The organism is Amycolatopsis dendrobii (assembly GCF_014145675.1).
GTDB classification, from domain to species: Bacteria; Actinomycetota; Actinomycetes; order Mycobacteriales; family Pseudonocardiaceae; genus Amycolatopsis; species Amycolatopsis dendrobii.
Map to the genome: position 1 here is coordinate 40,770 of NZ_JACGZW010000011.1, position 15,104 is coordinate 55,873.

At 69.4% G+C, this 15,104-nt stretch carries 17 protein-coding genes; 6 read left to right on the forward strand and 11 right to left on the reverse strand.

Features of this window, described 5'->3' with window-relative positions; genetic code table 11:
- Positions 1-190: 190 nt before the first annotated feature.
- From H4281_RS30655 to sigE, 3 genes are all read right to left on the reverse strand, one after another.
- Positions 191-1,720: a S1C family serine protease gene (locus H4281_RS30655; RefSeq protein WP_182894382.1), complete on the reverse strand. Its 1,530-nt coding sequence runs from the start codon at positions 1,718-1,720 to the stop codon at positions 191-193.
- A gap of 436 nt (positions 1,721-2,156) precedes the next feature.
- On the reverse strand, positions 2,157-2,831 hold the full coding sequence (locus tag H4281_RS30660; RefSeq protein WP_182894383.1) for an anti-sigma factor family protein: 675 nt from the start codon (positions 2,829-2,831) through the stop codon (positions 2,157-2,159).
- Entirely contained in the window at positions 2,828-3,442 is a 615-nt protein-coding gene (gene sigE, locus H4281_RS30665) for an RNA polymerase sigma factor SigE (protein ID WP_182894384.1), read from the reverse strand. The genes H4281_RS30660 and sigE overlap by 4 nt, the downstream gene beginning before the upstream one ends.
- Positions 3,443-3,677: 235 nt before the next feature.
- On the opposite strand from sigE, the gene H4281_RS30670 reads away from it, so the two are divergent.
- Positions 3,678-4,334 carry an O-methyltransferase gene (locus tag H4281_RS30670; protein WP_182894385.1) on the forward strand — a complete coding sequence of 219 codons (657 nt, stop codon included), beginning with the start codon at positions 3,678-3,680 and terminating at the stop codon, positions 4,332-4,334.
- A 32-nt stretch (positions 4,335-4,366) separates the two neighbouring features.
- On the opposite strand, the gene H4281_RS30675 is transcribed toward H4281_RS30670, so the two are convergent.
- Complete coding sequence (locus H4281_RS30675) at positions 4,367-5,557, reverse strand: MFS transporter (RefSeq protein ID WP_182894386.1); 1,191 nt, start codon at positions 5,555-5,557, stop codon at positions 4,367-4,369.
- 63 nt (positions 5,558-5,620) lie between these two features.
- Here H4281_RS30675 and H4281_RS30680 point away from each other — a divergent pair, with 63 nt between their 5' ends.
- Positions 5,621-6,517: a LysR family transcriptional regulator gene (locus H4281_RS30680; RefSeq protein ID WP_182894387.1), complete on the forward strand. Its 897-nt coding sequence runs from the start codon at positions 5,621-5,623 to the stop codon at positions 6,515-6,517.
- A gap of 82 nt (positions 6,518-6,599) precedes the next feature.
- The gene (gene map, locus H4281_RS30685; RefSeq protein WP_182894388.1) at positions 6,600-7,388 is read left to right on the forward strand and encodes a type I methionyl aminopeptidase; all 789 of its coding nucleotides are present in this window, start codon (positions 6,600-6,602) and stop codon (positions 7,386-7,388) included.
- Here the strand turns inward: map and H4281_RS30690 are convergent.
- Positions 7,385-8,824 (reverse strand): leucyl aminopeptidase family protein, encoded by a 1,440-nt coding sequence (locus H4281_RS30690; RefSeq protein WP_182894389.1) that lies wholly within the window; start codon positions 8,822-8,824, stop codon positions 7,385-7,387. The two genes, map and H4281_RS30690, sit on opposite strands and share 4 nt — an antisense overlap.
- An 88-nt stretch (positions 8,825-8,912) precedes the next feature.
- Positions 8,913-9,080, reverse strand: coding sequence for a DUF3117 domain-containing protein (locus tag H4281_RS30695; protein WP_005155393.1), 168 nt, complete (start codon positions 9,078-9,080; stop codon positions 8,913-8,915).
- A 202-nt stretch (positions 9,081-9,282) separates the two neighbouring features.
- Here H4281_RS30695 and H4281_RS30700 point away from each other — a divergent pair, with 202 nt between their 5' ends.
- On the forward strand, positions 9,283-10,077 hold the full coding sequence (locus H4281_RS30700) for an enoyl-CoA hydratase-related protein (protein WP_182894390.1): 795 nt from the start codon (positions 9,283-9,285) through the stop codon (positions 10,075-10,077).
- 382 nt (positions 10,078-10,459) lie between these two features.
- Here the strand turns inward: H4281_RS30700 and H4281_RS30705 are convergent, their stop codons facing one another.
- Genes H4281_RS30705 through H4281_RS30725 form a run of 5 tightly spaced genes read right to left on the reverse strand, consistent with a single transcriptional unit; the run spans position 10,460 to position 12,806 of the window.
- A complete protein-coding gene (locus H4281_RS30705) occupies positions 10,460-11,023 on the reverse strand; it encodes a DNA-3-methyladenine glycosylase I (RefSeq protein WP_067585755.1) in 564 nt (187 codons plus the stop codon).
- On the reverse strand, positions 11,020-11,475 hold the full coding sequence (locus H4281_RS30710) for an SRPBCC family protein (RefSeq protein ID WP_043831994.1): 456 nt from the start codon (positions 11,473-11,475) through the stop codon (positions 11,020-11,022). Before H4281_RS30710 ends, H4281_RS30705 begins: the two co-directional genes overlap by 4 nt.
- Complete coding sequence (locus H4281_RS30715; RefSeq protein WP_182894391.1) at positions 11,468-11,797, reverse strand: DivIVA domain-containing protein; 330 nt, start codon at positions 11,795-11,797, stop codon at positions 11,468-11,470. Before H4281_RS30715 ends, H4281_RS30710 begins: the two co-directional genes overlap by 8 nt.
- Positions 11,794-12,492: a permease prefix domain 1-containing protein gene (locus H4281_RS30720; RefSeq protein ID WP_182894392.1), complete on the reverse strand. Its 699-nt coding sequence runs from the start codon at positions 12,490-12,492 to the stop codon at positions 11,794-11,796. Before H4281_RS30720 ends, H4281_RS30715 begins: the two co-directional genes overlap by 4 nt.
- Complete coding sequence (locus tag H4281_RS30725) at positions 12,489-12,806, reverse strand: helix-turn-helix transcriptional regulator (protein ID WP_037815937.1); 318 nt, start codon at positions 12,804-12,806, stop codon at positions 12,489-12,491. Before H4281_RS30725 ends, H4281_RS30720 begins: the two co-directional genes overlap by 4 nt.
- A gap of 140 nt (positions 12,807-12,946) precedes the next feature.
- On the opposite strand from H4281_RS30725, the gene H4281_RS30730 reads away from it, so the two are divergent.
- Positions 12,947-14,110: a cytochrome ubiquinol oxidase subunit I gene (locus H4281_RS30730; RefSeq protein WP_182894393.1), complete on the forward strand. Its 1,164-nt coding sequence runs from the start codon at positions 12,947-12,949 to the stop codon at positions 14,108-14,110.
- Positions 14,111-14,113: 3 nt separating this feature from the next.
- On the forward strand, positions 14,114-15,097 hold the full coding sequence (cydB, locus tag H4281_RS30735) for a cytochrome d ubiquinol oxidase subunit II (RefSeq protein WP_182894394.1): 984 nt from the start codon (positions 14,114-14,116) through the stop codon (positions 15,095-15,097).
- The last annotated feature ends 7 nt before the right edge of the window (positions 15,098-15,104 follow it).

Below are 15,104 nucleotides of genomic sequence, written 5' to 3' on the forward strand. Positions count from 1 at the left end.
CTCCGCTCGGTGCTGCCCCGCCCAAGACTACCCGGGCCGTTTCTCGTCCCGGCAGGCCCGAACGTCGCACTGCACCTGCTGTGCCGATCGTTACCAACCCGACCACAGCCACGGCCGAATGGCTTCGCAGCGACGGTTGCCTGCCGCGCGGGGGCCGGCCTGCTTTTGGCCGGGTTAGCAAGAGCGGGTGTCAGTCCGACCCGAGCGTGACGTCCACCACGAGCAGCGCGCCGTCGCGGGCCAGTTGCACCGGGACGACCTGGCCGGGGTCGTGGCTGCGCACCGCGACGGTCAGCTCGGCGGAGTCGCGCACGACGTGGTCGCCGACCTTGGTGATCACGTCGCCTTCCTTGATCCCCGCGCCCGCCGCCGGTCCGCCCGGAGCGACGTTGCGCACCTGCGCGCCCATCGTGGACGAGCCGGCGACCGTCGAGGCCGCGTTGATCCCGATGTCGGCGTGCTTGACCTTGCCGTCCTTGATCAGCGCCTTGGCGATCTTGATGGCGTAGTCGCTGGGAATGGCGAACCCGATGCCGATGCTGCCGCCGTCGGAGCTCGACGAGCGGATCGCGGAGTTGATCCCGACCAGCGCCCCGGTCGAGTCGACGAGCGCACCGCCCGAGTTGCCGTGGTTGATCGCCGCGTCGGTCTGGATGGCCGAATAGGTGACCGGAGCCGCCCCGTTGTCGCCGCCCGCGGTGACCGGCCGATCGAGCGCGCTGACGATGCCCGCGGTGATCGAGTTCTGCAGCGCGAGCGGCGAACCGACCGCGATCACCGCGTCCCCGACCTGCAGATTGGACGACTTCCCGACCTGCATCACGACCGGATTGGTCACGTTGACCTTCACCACGGCGAGGTCGGTCTTCTGATCCGCGCCGACGATCTTGGCCTCGGTGCGCGTCCCGTCGTTGAACACCGCGGTGATTTTGGTGGCCGCGTCGCCGACCGCGGTCGCGACCACGTGCTCGTTGGTCAGCACGTACCCCTGCGGATCGATGACCACGCCGGAACCCTGCTCGCCGCTGTCCGCACCGGGCTTGACGACTTCCAGCGAAACCACCGCGGGCGCCACCCGCCGCGCGATGTCCGCCAGCGACCCCGGCGGCCGCTCCTTGGCCGCCTCCGCCTCGGAAATCGTGGCACTGCCGGTCAACGCGGACCCCGTGTCCGCGACCCACCAGCCGACCAGCCCGCCCACCGCGCCGATCACCAACGCGACAACCCCGAGCAGAGCCAACGCCTTCGGCTGCACCCGCCGCCCGAACAACACCTCAGGCAAGCTCAACTGCGCACCGCTGGGCAGCTTCGGCTTCTCGGCCTCGTCCTCCTCCGGAACGACCGCGGGCCCGGCCAGCACCGCCCCAGCCGCCGGATCACGCCACGGATCGCTGGTGTCCGTCCACAACGGATCCTCGGAACTGCCGCTCTCCCCGGAAGCCTCGAGCGGCCGCTGCAACCGCACGCCCTCAGCCCCCGCGGGGCGGCTGAACGCCTCCGCCAGCGACTCCGGCGTAGGCGGCGCGAGATTGAGCTTCTGCCCGTTCCCGTTGGGCGCCGGGGTGTAAAGCTTGTCGAACGCCCCCTCGACCCCGTGCGGACGCCCGAAGACAGCAGCCTGCTGCTGGTCGACCGCGGGCCGCTCAAGCGGCCGAGGCCCCAACCGGTCCGTTCCGACGGCACCGGACTGATCAGAATTAGCGTTCGGCTGGTCGGTCATCATTCCCCGGGATGCGGTTCAGTTCGGCTGGGAGTCGACGATACCCAAGCCTAGGAAGAAGTGTGCCCAGACCGCAGTGAAATGCCTGTTGCCTGCACTCCCGCTCCCCGCCCCTCCCGCCACCCGGATGCCGCCCCAATGTGGCATTGGGTGCGTCCCGCGCACCGAACGCCACATTGGGTGCATCCAACGCACCCAATGCCACATTGGGGCGCAAGCCCTCACTACCAACCAACCCGCAGCCGATGCACCGACTGTCGGTGCACCCACACCGCCCCCGCACCCCGATACGAAGCCCAAATGCGGACGGCGGGTGCTTGTCAAGGCATCTTTCCCGCCTTGACAAGCACCCGCCGTCCGTCATGACAATCAGCTTCGGGTGCCCCACCGCACGACCGGGCGCAATGTCGCCGCCAGGCAACGAGCCGCCCGAGACCTACCGAGCCGCGACAGCAGCCCCAGCCCGCACCACGTCGGGCACCTCGGACTCAGGCTCCCCAGCCGAAGCCCCGTCCTCCGCAGTCTTGGGCACAGTCATATGCGCCGGCAGCAAATTCGCATTAGGCACCCGCACCGGACCAGTCCCGCCGGACCCTTCCCCGCTATCCGCCGCGGTCCCGACGAGCGCGAGCGCGCTCAGCACGAGCCCCGACACCACGACTCCGGCCCCTTGCGCCGCCCGCTTCCGGCTGAAAGCGAACCTTCCGCCGCCGAGCACGTTCGCCGACTGCCCGAGCGGCGCGGTTGTTCCCAACGGCGCGGCACCCCCGAGCACGCCCGCGTCACGCAGCCCGGCCACCCGGTCCGGCCGCTGGATCGCCACCAGCTGACCGTCCGCGGTGACCGCGAGATTGTCCGGCGAACCAGGCAGATCAGTATGTTCCGGAATGGACCGCAGACTGGCCAGGAATCCCGCGGACATCGACGGCGCACCGGCGTCCTTCACCGCCGCGACCGCCTGCCGCTGCGAGGTCACTTCCGCCGCGCAGTCCGGGCAGCGCGCGAGGTGCGCGAGAGCCCGGTCGTGCGCGACCGGCGTCAGCTCGCCGTCGACCAGTGCGACTACCGCGTCGGGCATGAGGTGGGATTCGGCGAAACGCCAGCCGGTCATACAGCCACCTTCGCAGATTCCTCCCGGGTCGCGCGACGGCGCTCAAGCGACGCGCGCAGCGCCGAGCGGCCGCGGTGGATGCGGCTGCGCACGGTGCCGAGCTTGACGCCCAGCGTCGCGCCGATCTCCTCGTACGACAGTCCTTCCACGTCGCACAGCACGACCGCGGCCCGGAACTCCGGGGGCAGCTCGTCGAGCGCCTCCTGCAAGTCGGGGTCGAGGTGGGTGTCGCTGTAGTGCTGCTCGGGGCTCGGGTCGTCGCCGACGATCCGGTCGGTGTCCTCGGGCAGACCCTCCATGCGCACGCGCGAGCGGCGGCGCGCCATGTCGAGGAACAGGTTCGTGGTGATCCGGTGCAGCCAGCCCTCGAAGGTGCCGGGCTTGTAGGACGCGAGCGACCGGAAGACGCGGATGAACGTCTCCTGGGTCAGGTCCTCGGCGTCGTGCGTGTTGCCGGTGAGGCGGTAGGCGAGCCGGTACACGCGGTCGGCGTGTTCGCGCACGACCTCGTCCCACGAGGGCGGCGTCCAAGCCGCCTCGGCTGCGTCCACGGTCACCGGAGCGGCTTCCGGCAGTTCGGCGTTCTGCATCAGGGGAGCAGGCACCTCCATCTGGGTCAACTCCTCTTCACCTCTGCCAACGCGGGCCGGGCACACGGTGTTCCCGTGTGGTTGAGACTCAGTCTGTCGGCCTTCCTTATGGAACTCATGAGACCGATCTGAGAGCAGCCTGAGAAGTTGGCCGGCGAGGGCCTTTCCAGGGTTTTCGCGGGCTTTGCCCCGGGCCGGAGCGCGCTTACCAGGGAGCCTTCGCTGATTTATCGACAACCAGCGCTAACCTTCGCGCGTGAGTTCGGGGACAGAGGCGGCGGCCGAGACCGGGGCGGTCGGCGCCGAGCAGGTCGACGGGTACCTGCCCGACGACGACGTGCTGGCCGCCGCGCGGCTGCGCGCGGTCGACCTCGGTTGCGCTCCGCTGGCCCCCGGAGCAGGCACGACGCTGCGGTTTCTCGCCGCGACGGTCGCCGCGCGGGCGGTCGTGGAGGTGGGCACCGGATCCGGCGTGAGCGGGCTGTACCTGCTGCGCGGGATGGCTGCCGACGGCGTGCTGACCTCGATCGACGTCGAGCCGGAGTACCAGCGGGCGGCGCGCAAGACCTTCCTCGAAGCGGGCTATCCGCCGGGCCGGATGCGGCTCATCGTCGGCCGCGCGCTGGACGTCCTGCCGCGGCTCACGCCGGGCGGCTACGACCTGGTGTTCGTCGACGCCGCGCGGATCGAGTACCCGGGCTACTACGAGCAGGGCGTCGCGCTGCTGCGCCGCGGCGGGGTGATCGTGTTCCACCAGGTCCTGGCGGGCGGCAGGCTCACCGACCCGGCCCGGCGCGACCCGGAGACGATGGCGTTGCGCGAGGTCGCGCGGGCCGTGCGGGAGGACGAGCGGCTGATCCCGGCGCTGCTGCCGGTCGGCGGAGGACTGCTGGTGGCCACGGCCTGCTCGTGAGTGGCAATCACGGTTAGAACCGCGATTAGCACTCACGACCCCACCAGCACCCGCGCCTCCCGCCGCGCCCGCGTCCCCACCGCCACCACCGTCACGGCCAGCCCCAGCCACACCACGACGGCCACGATCAGCCAGCTCCACCCGGCCCGCCCGTAGACCACGCTGCCGACCCCGCCGCCGACACTGCTGCCCAGGTAGTACATGAGCATGTACAGCCCGCCGACCTGGCCGCGCGCGTTCTCCGGGGCGTCGGCCGCGGCCCAGCTGTTCGCGATCGAATGCGCCGCGAAGAACGCCGTCGTCAGCACAAGGAAGCCGACGACGATCAGCGGCAGCGAGTCCGGAATCGTCAGCAACGCGCCAACGGCGGTCAGCACCAGCACGCCGACCAGCGCCTGTCGACGGCCGATCCGCGCGGACAACCGGTTGGCTGTGGCTGAGGAAACCGAGCCCAGCGCGTACGACACGAACACCAGCGACGCGATCGCTGGCGACAGGTTCAGCGGCTCGCCGGTCAGCCGGAACCCCGCCGCGTTGTACAGCGCGACGAACGCGCCCATGGCCAGCAGCGCGACGGCGTACTGCGCGAGCAACACCGGCCGGCGCACCGCGGAAAGCAGGCCAATGCCGATGTCGCGAAGGCCCTGCCGCTCCCCTGTCCGGGCCGGCGAAGGCGGCAGCGTCACCACCGTCACGACCGCGCAGACCAGCGAAATCCCGGCCACCACGTACAGCGCGCCGCGCCAGCCGAACGGGCCGGCGGTGAACCCGGTGGCCAGCCGTCCGGTCATGCCGCCGACGGTGTTGCCCGCGATCATCGCGCCGACCGCGGCCGCGACGCCGGTCTTCCCGAGCCGTTCCACGAGATAAGCCGTGGCCACGCCAGGGAATCCGGCGATCGCGACGCCTTGCACCGCGCGCAGCACCAGCAGCAGCGAGTAGTTCGGCATCAGCGGCAGCAGAAGCCCGAGCACCGAGGAGAGCACGACGGACGCGATGATCACCGGCCGCCGTCCGATCGCCTCCGACAGCGCGGCGATGGGCAGCACGGAGATCGCCAGCGCACCGGTCGCCACGCTGACCGCGAGCGCCGCGCCGCCGGGATCGAGGCGGTACTGCCCGGCGAGCTGTGGCAGGACCGCCTGCGGGGCGTAGAGCAGGGCGAACGACGTGAAGCCCGCGGCGGCGACCGCGACCTTGGCCCGACGGGCGGAGGAGAGCATGACCTTGAAAGTAAGCTTGGCTAATCAATACGTCTAATACGTTCATCTGCCAAGATTCATACTGTGCCGAATGAGAGCCTTACCGCGCAGCTCGTCCCGCACCTGTGTTTGCTGGCCACGCTGCGAAGCACCGGAAACGTCACTCGCACGGCCGAGATCCTCGGCGTGCCGCAACCCACAGTCAGCAGGCGGCTGGCCGCGCTCGGACAGGCCCTCGGCGCGCCGCTGACCGTGCCCGACGGCCGGGGTGTCCGGCTCACCCGCGCCGCCGAACTTCTGGCCGACGCGGCGGAGCGCGCACTGCCCGCGGTCGACGCGGGAGTCCGCCTCGCGCGCGAGGAAATCGAACCGGCGAGCGGCCGCGTCGTGCTCGGATTTCTGCACCTGCTCGGCCGGTCTCTAGTGCCGGAACTGCTGCGCACTTATCGCGAACAAGCCCCGACCGCGCGGTTTTCCCTCGTGCAGGGTTCATTGCAGGACATGGTCGACCGGCTCGTGTCCGGGGACCTCGATCTCGCCCTGCTCGCCCCGGTCGTCGAGGACGAACGGCTGGAGACCGTCGTCCTCGACCGGCAGCCGATCCACCTGTCGGTCCCGGCCGGGCACCGGCTGGCCGGACGGCGCGGCGTGCGCGTCGCGGAGCTGGCCGACGAGCCGTTCGTCCTCCTCGAACCCGGCTACGGCCTGCGCCGGATCACCGACGACCTCTGCGCCGCCGCCGGTTTCACCCCGAAGGTCGCCTTCGAGGGACAGGAATCCGACACCGTCCGCGGACTCGTCGGGGCCGGCCTTGGCGTCGCGCTCCTGCCGCGCTTCGAACCCGGCTCCCCTGCTGGGGTCGCGGAGGTGCCGCTGCACCCGCCGGTCCACCGGACGATCGGGCTCGCCTGGCGTGCCGGGGAACCGCTTTCGCCCGCGGTCCAAGCGTTCCGGGACCACGTGCTCGGCAGGACGGACTAGCGACCGGAGTGGTATTTGTATCCCGGTACCGTGCTACCGTTTCCGGTATAGAAATACCGGAACTTGAGGACGCGAGGTAGTCGTGATCGAGCTGAAGACGCCTGCGGAGATCGACCGCATGCACGTGACCGGGCGGTTCATCGCCGAGGTGCTGACCGAGGTCGGCAAGCTCGCCGACGTCGGCGTCAACCTGATGGACCTGGAGCACCACGTGCGCGGCATGATCAAGCGGCGCGGGGCCGTCTCGTGCTACTGGGATTACGCGCCGTCGTTCGGCGAGGGCCCGTTCCGCAACGTCATCTGTCTGTCGGTCAACGACGCCGTCCTGCACGGCCTGCCGCACGACTACACCCTGCGCGACGGCGACGTGCTCACCGCGGACATCGCGGTCACCATCGACGGCTGGGCAGCAGATTCCGCGCGCACGGTCATCGTCGGCACGCCCGCTGAGGAGGACCAGCGGATCATCCGGGCCACCGAAGAGGCGCTGGAAGCCGCCATCGAGGCGGCGCGGGCGGGCAACCGGCTCGGCGACATCTCGGCCGCGATCGAGGCGGTCGCGACCGGCTACGGCTACCCGGTCAACACCGAATTCGGCGGGCACGGCATCGGCCGCACCATGCACGGCGAACCGCACGTGTCCAACCGCGGCAAGGCAGGCCGCGGCATGAAACTCCGGCCCGGCCTGACCCTCGCGCTGGAGCCGTGGCTCGCGCGCACGACCGACAAGATCGTCTACGACCCGGACGGCTGGACCATCCGTTCCGCCGACGGCTCCCGCACCGCGCACTCGGAGCACACGGTGGCGATCACCGACGGCGACCCCATCGTGCTGACCCGCCGCGAAGAAGAACTCGCGGCGAAGAACTAGCCCTCGTAAGACGCCGCGAACTCCACCAACGTCCGAGCCGCGAACCCGGACGCGCCGGGCACCACGTCGTCGTACGTCTTGTCCGCGCGCGCCGGGCCCGCGATGTCCAGATGCGCCCACGGCAGCCCCGCAGTGAACTCGCGCAGGAACAGCGCCGCCATGATCCCGCCCGGGCCGCCGGGGGCCTGCCGGACGTCGCCGAGTTCGCCCTCGATGCCGGTCGCGTAGTCCTCGACCAGCGGCATCCGCCACCACGCCTCTCCGGCGCGAGCGCCCGCCTCGATCACGCGGGCGGCGAGGTCGTCCTCCGTCGCGAAGACACCGCCGGTGCGCAGGCCAAGCGACACCTTCATCGCGCCGGTCAGCGTGGCCGCGTCGACGATCAGGTCCGGCTTGAACTGGGCGATTCCGTAGGCGAGCGCGTCGGCCATCACCATCCGGCCTTCGGCGTCGGTGTTGCCGATCTCGGTGGTCCGGCCGCCGTAGTGGCGCACGATGTCGCCTGGCCGGTACGAGCCGCCGGAGACGTGGTTTTCCGCCGCGGGCACCAGCGCGGTGACGCGCACCGGCAGCTTCAGTTCCCCGATCGCGCGCATCGCGGCGATCACGGCCGCGCCGCCCGCCATGTCGGTGCGCATCAGGTGCATGCCGTCGGCGGGCTTCAGCGAAAGACCGCCGGTGTCGAAGGTGATCCCCTTGCCCACGAACAGCAGGTGCTTCGTCGCGCCGCGCGGACGGTGCGTCATTTCGATCAGACGCGGCGGCGAAGCCGACCCGCCGCCGACCGCCAGGACTCCGCCGAACCCCTTGTCAGCGAGCCACTTCTCGTCCCGCACCGTCACGTCGACCGTGCCGCCCAGCACCTTCGCCGCGGTGTTCGCCAGCCACGCCGGGTTCTTGATGTTCGACGGCGTGTTCGCGAGGTCGCGCGTAAAGGCAGCAGCCGCCGCAAGAACGCGTACGCGGGCGACAGCGTTTGCGTACGCGGGCACAGCGCGCTCGTGCGCGACAACGAGGCGTACAGCGGGTACAGGCGGCTTCGGCTCTGTGGCGGTGACCACAAACCGATACCCGCCCAGCGACAGTCCAATCGCTAACTCGGCCGCGTGCTCGGCAGTCGCGTCTTCGGGCAGTACGACCTGGACTGTCCGGATCGGACGGTTCCCGGCCGCTTCGCGGAACGCGCGCGCCAACGCGGCACCGGTCTGTCGAAAGTCCTTCGGCGCGCCTTCGCCGATACCGGCGGCCCAGCGCGGAGCGTCGCCGTCTTCGGGCACTTCGCGTACTTCGGCGGTACGTCCGCTCGTCCCGTACGCCGCGCCTTCCTCCGCCTCGGCCGGCGCGACCAGCACTGCTCGCGGGATTCCGCGGCGCGTCGCGGCGACGACCTCGATTTCGGGCAGCTTCGTGGGAACGGGTGGTAGCGAGTTACGCACAGCGAGCAACCTTAGGGCGCAGACGAACCGACCCCGGCCTCCATCAGGAGACCGGGGTGCACAGTGGACAGAGCGGGGAGAGCGCAGGTCAGCCAGTGACCTCCTGCAATGCGGCTCCGAGGTCCTTCGCTTCCTCCGCGGAGAGCTCGACGACCAGCCGGCCGCCACCCTCCAGTGGCACCCGCATGACGAGGCCCCGCCCCTCCTTGGTCACTTCGAGGGGACCATCTCCGGTCCGGGGCTTCATGGCCGCCATAGCGTGCTCCCTCCGTCTCAACCGGCGCGCCCGGGTCGCGCACTCCCATGCCAGCCGGGTCTCGTCCCCCATTGTCCCTCATCAGCGCCCGGGCGCGAACGCGGACCGATCATTTGCCGCCGCATCGGTGCTGGTATGCCGCCCGCCGAGGGTGCGAGACTCAGTCCCGAGAACCCGAGCCGCCGCTTCAGAGGAGCAATTCGTGACCACATCCGACGTCCTGTTGACCGCCGACGCCGACGGCGTGCGCACCCTGCGGCTGAACCGGCCGGAGGCGTACAACTCGCTGACCGTCGAGCTCAAGGAGCGCCTGATCGCCGAGCTGCGCGCGGCCGCCGAGGACCCGGACGTCCGCGCGGTGGTGCTCACCGGCACCGGCAAGGCGTTCTGCGCCGGACAGGACCTCAAGGAGCACGTCGGCCTGCTGCAGGCGAACGACCCGGCCCCGCTGCACACGGTGAGCGACCACTACAACCCGATCGTCAAGGCGATCACCGGGATGCCGAAGCCGGTCATCGCGGCGGTGAACGGCACCGCGGCGGGGGCAGGGGCGGCCTTCGCGTACGCGAGTGACCTGCGGATCGCGGCTGAGTCGTCTTCGTTCTTGATGGCGTTCGCGAATGTGGGCCTCGGGCCGGACTCGGGCGCGTCGTGGACGCTGCAGCGGCTGATCGGATACGGGCGGGCTGCCGAGCTGATGCTGATGGCGCGGACGGTGGACTCGGCGGAGGCGTTGCGGATCGGGCTCGTCGGGGAGGTCGTGCCGGACGAGGAGCTGGCGGCCCGGGCGCAGAAGGTGGCGGCGAAGCTCGCGGCTGGGCCGACGGTGGCTTACGCGAAGATCAAGGGGGTTCTGGCGGTGGCGGCGGAGTCTTCGCTGGAGGAGGCGTTGGCTGCTGAGGACGCTGCGCAGACTGCTCTGGGGGCTACTGCGGATCACACTGAGGCGGTGGAGGCCTTCGTGGGGAAGCGGAAGCCGAACTTTCAGGGGAAGTAGGCGGCTGCGCCGCTGAAAAAGGGGGTTGCGTGGGGCACCCCGAAGCTTGATTGTGCTGACGGTCTGGGGTGGCTTGTCTAGGCGGGAAAGATGCCTTGACAAGCACCCCCGAACCGCGGGGCGGCTTCGTATCGGGGTTGGGGAAGGGCTGGGCGCCTCGATGGTTGAGTGCACCGGCTGCGGTGTCGTAGGTGGTGGGGGCTAACGCCCCAATGTGGCATTGGGTGCATGCGACGCACCCAATGTGGCGTTCGGTGCGCCTGACGCACCCAATGCCACATTGGGGCGCATTCCGGCGGGTGGGCGGGGCGGAGCGGGGCGGGGCGGGGCGTGAGGGGAACCCTGGGTGAAACAGAGTCAGTGAGGGTGGGCCTTACGGACTTCACGCGGCGCGGAAGCAGCCTTTTACGTGGTCGTCGACCATGCCGGTGGCTTGCATCAGGGCATAGCAGGTGGTGGGGCCGAGGAAGGCGAAGCCGCGCTTCTTCAGGTCTTTCGCCATGGCCTTTGACTCGTCGGTGATGGCTGGGACGTCGGCCATGGTGCGGGGGCGGCGGTGCTTCGCGGGGGCGAAGGACCACAGCAGTTTGTCCAGCGGGATGTCCAGGTCTGCGACTGCGCGGGCGTTCTTCACAGCCGCCTCGATCTTCGCGCGGTTGCGGACGATTCCGGCGTCTTGCATCAGGCGCTCGACGTCCTTCTCGCCGAAGCGGGCGACCTTCTCCGGCGCGAAGCCTCGGAATGCTTTTCGGAAGTTCTCGCGTTTGCGCAGGATGGTGATCCAGGACAGTCCGGACTGGAACGATTCGAGGCACAAGCGTTCGTACAACTCAGCTTCGCCGTGGAGCGGGACACCCCACTCTTCGTCGTGGTACGTCGCGTAGTCCGGGGCTGAGTTGCCCCAGCTGCAGCGGGCGATGCCGTCTTCGCCCAGCAGTTCCGTCATTGTTCCCCCATTGAATAGTTCTCCGCGAACCTCGCGAACTGGCGCAGCGAGTGGCGCACTCCGAGGGCGAACGCGGGGCGCGCCAAGGGCCAGCCTGCGCGGCCTAGCAGGCCGAAGGGCAGTTTGAGGTGTTCGGCCCACACGAAGGTGCAGTGGCCGGCTCCCTTGGACAGGACCTGGAACACACCGGTTCCCTGCACGAGGCTGCCCAGGTGACGCACTGTGCAGCGCAAGGGGGGTTCCCAGGTCGTGATCTCCATGGTGTCGGTGAAACCGATGCCGCCGAAGCCGGTGAAGGCCGCGAGTTTCGAGCCGACGCTGCGGCCGTTGCCTTCGATGACCCGCACCTGCGTGCCGAGCATCCACTCGCCTTGGCGGGCCCAGTCGGTGAGCGCGAGCCAGGTCGTGCCAGCCGGTGCCGCGACGTCTACCGACAGCACCAGGTCACTCACCTGCCGGCCTCCGGTGCGCTGCTTCGCGCGGCTGCTGCGCCGCCTCGAGGCGGGCGACCCGTTCGCGCAGTTCGTCCAGTTCCACGCCGGTCCTGCGCAGCACCCAGTCCACTTCGGACATCTTGTAGCCGCGGAACACGAGCTGGAAGCGCACCTGGCGGACGTCCTCGCCGGTGATGTCCTCGGCGGGCAGACGGGTGGGCGAACTGCCCGGCGGCAGCGGCGCCAGTTCCTCGCCCCGGCCGAACACCACAGCGGCCAGGAGGAACACCACGGCGGCCACCAGCAGCATGACTACGAGGTAGATCAGCGCGGTCGTCACGCGACGATCGTGGCACACCCCCGCCAGGAACGTCGCGCTAGCACGGCAAGCCGGAACGACAGGACCACCCACGCGACCATCAGCAGCCCGCACGGACCGCTCAGGAACAGCCGCGCCGCGTCGACTACACCGGTCGCTCCGATCAGCAGCAGCACGGAGAACAGGTTGAGGCCCACCGCGATCGCGCCGAGCGTCCGGCAGGCCCGGGCCGTGCGCACGCCGTCGAACCGGCGGCTGAGGAACCGCGTGCCCAGCAGCGCGAGAAGGCCGAGGAAGGGCACGGCGTAGATCGCGGCGTGGGTGAACTGCGTGACGTACGGGTACCAGCCGGGGTTCGGCGTGGTCAGTCGCGACCAAGAGCCGTAGGTGAAGATGCGCGCCACCTCCCACGACGTCTGCATCGCGGGCACGCCGAGCACGAGCAGCCACAGCGTCCGTACGCCGTTGTGCATGCTCAGTTCCGCTTGGTAGTCACCGGCGATCTCGCGGATCTGGCCGAAATCCGCTACCGCGCGGCGTTGTGCTTCGGTCTCGCTCCAGCCGCCTTCGCGGTACGCCTCAGCGGCGTCGCGCAGGCCGTCGCGTGCTTCGGCGAGCAGGTCCGCCTTCGTGCCGCGGCGGCCGATCAGCGCGCGGTCCAGCTCGGCCAGGTAGGCCTCGATGGGACTCAACGCGGTCTGGCTTGTCGTGGTCATGGTTCCAGCACTCCACCGATCACCGTGGTGAACTCCCGCCACTGCACCCGTTCCGCGGCCAGCGCCTGCTGCCCGGCGCGAGTGAGCCGGTAGGTGCGCCGTTTGCGGCCGGACACCACGTCCCACTCACTGGCAAGCCAGCCTGCGCGCTCGAGCCGGCGCAACGCCGGGTACACCGTGCCGGTGGGCAGGTCGAGCGCTCCGTCGCTGCGCAGCGCCAATGCCTCGATGATCGCGTAGCCGTGCAGCTTGCGGCCGTCGAGGACGGCGAGCAGCAACGCGTCGAGGTGTCCGCGCAACGTGTCCGCTTTCATAGGTCGGCAGTCTACTCATCTTGACCTTGGCAGGCTAATCTCCGCGCCCGCCGGAACCGTCCGGGAAAAACCCTGAGATCACCCCGATCTCATGGGTTTTACCGCTACATGTAGCCGCGCTACGTATAGGCTCCGTCGGCATGGACCCACTGCCGATAGCGCGACTCCAGTTCGCGACCACGACCTCGTTCCATTTCCTGTTTGTGCTGCTCACCCTGGGCTTGGTGACCATGGTGGCGATCATGCAGACCCGCGCGACGCGGCGCGGAGGCGAGCAGCTGCACCGGATGACCGCGTTCTGGGGCCGCCTGTACGTGGTCAACTACGCGCTCGGAATCGTCACCGGAATCGTGATGGAATTCCAGTTCGGGATGACCTGGACCGGGCTGTCCGCGTTCGCCGGGGACGTTTTCGGCGCACCGCTCGCGATCGAGACGCTGGTGGCGTTCTTCCTGGAATCGACGTTCCTCGGCGTGTGGATCTTCGGCCGCGGCCGGATGAACAAGTGGCTGCACCTCGTGGTGCTGTGGCTGGTCACGCTGACCGCGTACGCGTCGGCGCTGTTCATCATGGTCGCCAACTCGTTCCTGCAGAACCCGGTCGGCTCGCGGATGGAGAACGGCGTGCTGCGACTGGACGACTTCGGTGCGTTGTTCGCCAACCCGGCGCTCGTCGCGTCGCTGCCGCACGTCATCGGGGCCGCGCTGCTGACCGGCGGTTTCTTCGTGACCGGTGTCAGCGCGTACCACTTTCTCAAGCGCACCAGCGAGATCGACTTCTTCCGCCGGTCGCTGCGGATCGGTGTCGTGACGTCGCTGATCGGCAGTGTGCTGGTGGTCCAGGCCGGGTTCGCGCAGTTCGCCGAGGTCGCCGGGTATCAGCCGGACAAGTTCAAGGGTTCGGTGGCCGTCGGGCTGCCGCTCGGGATGATGATCAATGTCGGTTTCTTCGCGTTCTTCGCGGCGCTGATCGGCACGCTGCTGTTGTTCCGCGACCGGCTGCTGCGGGCTCGGCTGGTGCTCTTCCTGATGGTTCCGGGGATCGCCGTGCCGTTCATCGCGGCGATCCTGGGCTGGCTGGTCCGCGAGATCGGCCGTCAGCCGTGGCTGGTGTGGGGCAAGCTGCGCACCGCGGACGCCGTCGCCGACGTCAGCGGCGGGCAGATCCTGTTCTCCTTCATTGCTTTCACGCTGTTGTTCGCCGCACTGGCCATCGCCGACTGGGTGCTGCTCGCCCGGATCGCCAAACGCGGTCCGGCCGTCGCCGCGGCGGAGACCGAACTTCCCGTCCTGAGTGGAGTGTGACCCGTGGTGACGATCTGGTGGGGTGTGCTCGGTTTGCTGCTGGGCGGTTACTTCGCGCTGGCAGGCTACGACTACGGCGTCGGGATGCTGCTGCCCGCGCTCTCTCGCGACGAAGCCGGACAGCGGCGGGTACTCGGCGCGGTCGGCCCGTTCTTCCTGGCCAACGAGGTGTGGCTGATTGCTGCGGTCGGCGTGTTGTTCGGCGCGTTCCCGCATCTGGAGGGACGCGTGTTCGCCGGGGCTTACGTGCTGGTTGTGCTGTTGCTGCTGGGCTTGGTCACGTTCACCGCGGCGGTGCAGCTGCGAAGTCGGCATCCGGAGGGCAACCGGCGCGCGTGGACGTTCGCCATTACCGCGGGTGCGCTGGTCACGGCGGTTTCGTGGGGATTGTTCCTCGGCAACCTCGTGCGCGGGCTCCCGCTCGACGCGGGGGGACGTCCGGTCGACGACATTCTGGCGTTGTTCAATCCGTACGCGGTGTTATGGGGGCTCGGGTTTGTCGCGCTGTTCTGCTTGCAGGGGCTGATCTTCCTCGCAGTGCGCGGTCCGGCGGAGATCGCCGGGCGGGTTCGGCGCCTGGCGCGGTCGTTCCTGCTGCCGGCCGGAGTTTTCCTGGTTGGAGCGACGATTTGGGGCGCGTTCTCGGTTTCCGGCGGTTCCTGGGCTGCGTTAGCGGTTGTCGCCGTGGCCTTCGCAGCCTACTTTGTGGTCCTCTTTGGACTCAATCGACCGCAGTCGGCCCTGCCCGCCGTCATGCTGCTGAGCGCGTGCCCGGCACTGCTGGTCGGTGTGCTGCGATTCCCGGTCGTCCTGTCCTCCGGCACCGGTTACCAGCTGACTGTCGACCAGGCTGCCACCACGCCGGACATGGCCGCGGTGATCGGCTGGTTCGCCGCGCCCACGCTGCTCGTGCTGGTCATCGTGCAATGGCTGACCTGGCGGGCACATCGACGTCCGATCGACGAGAAGTCATTGCTGCACTTCTAAAGGAGTC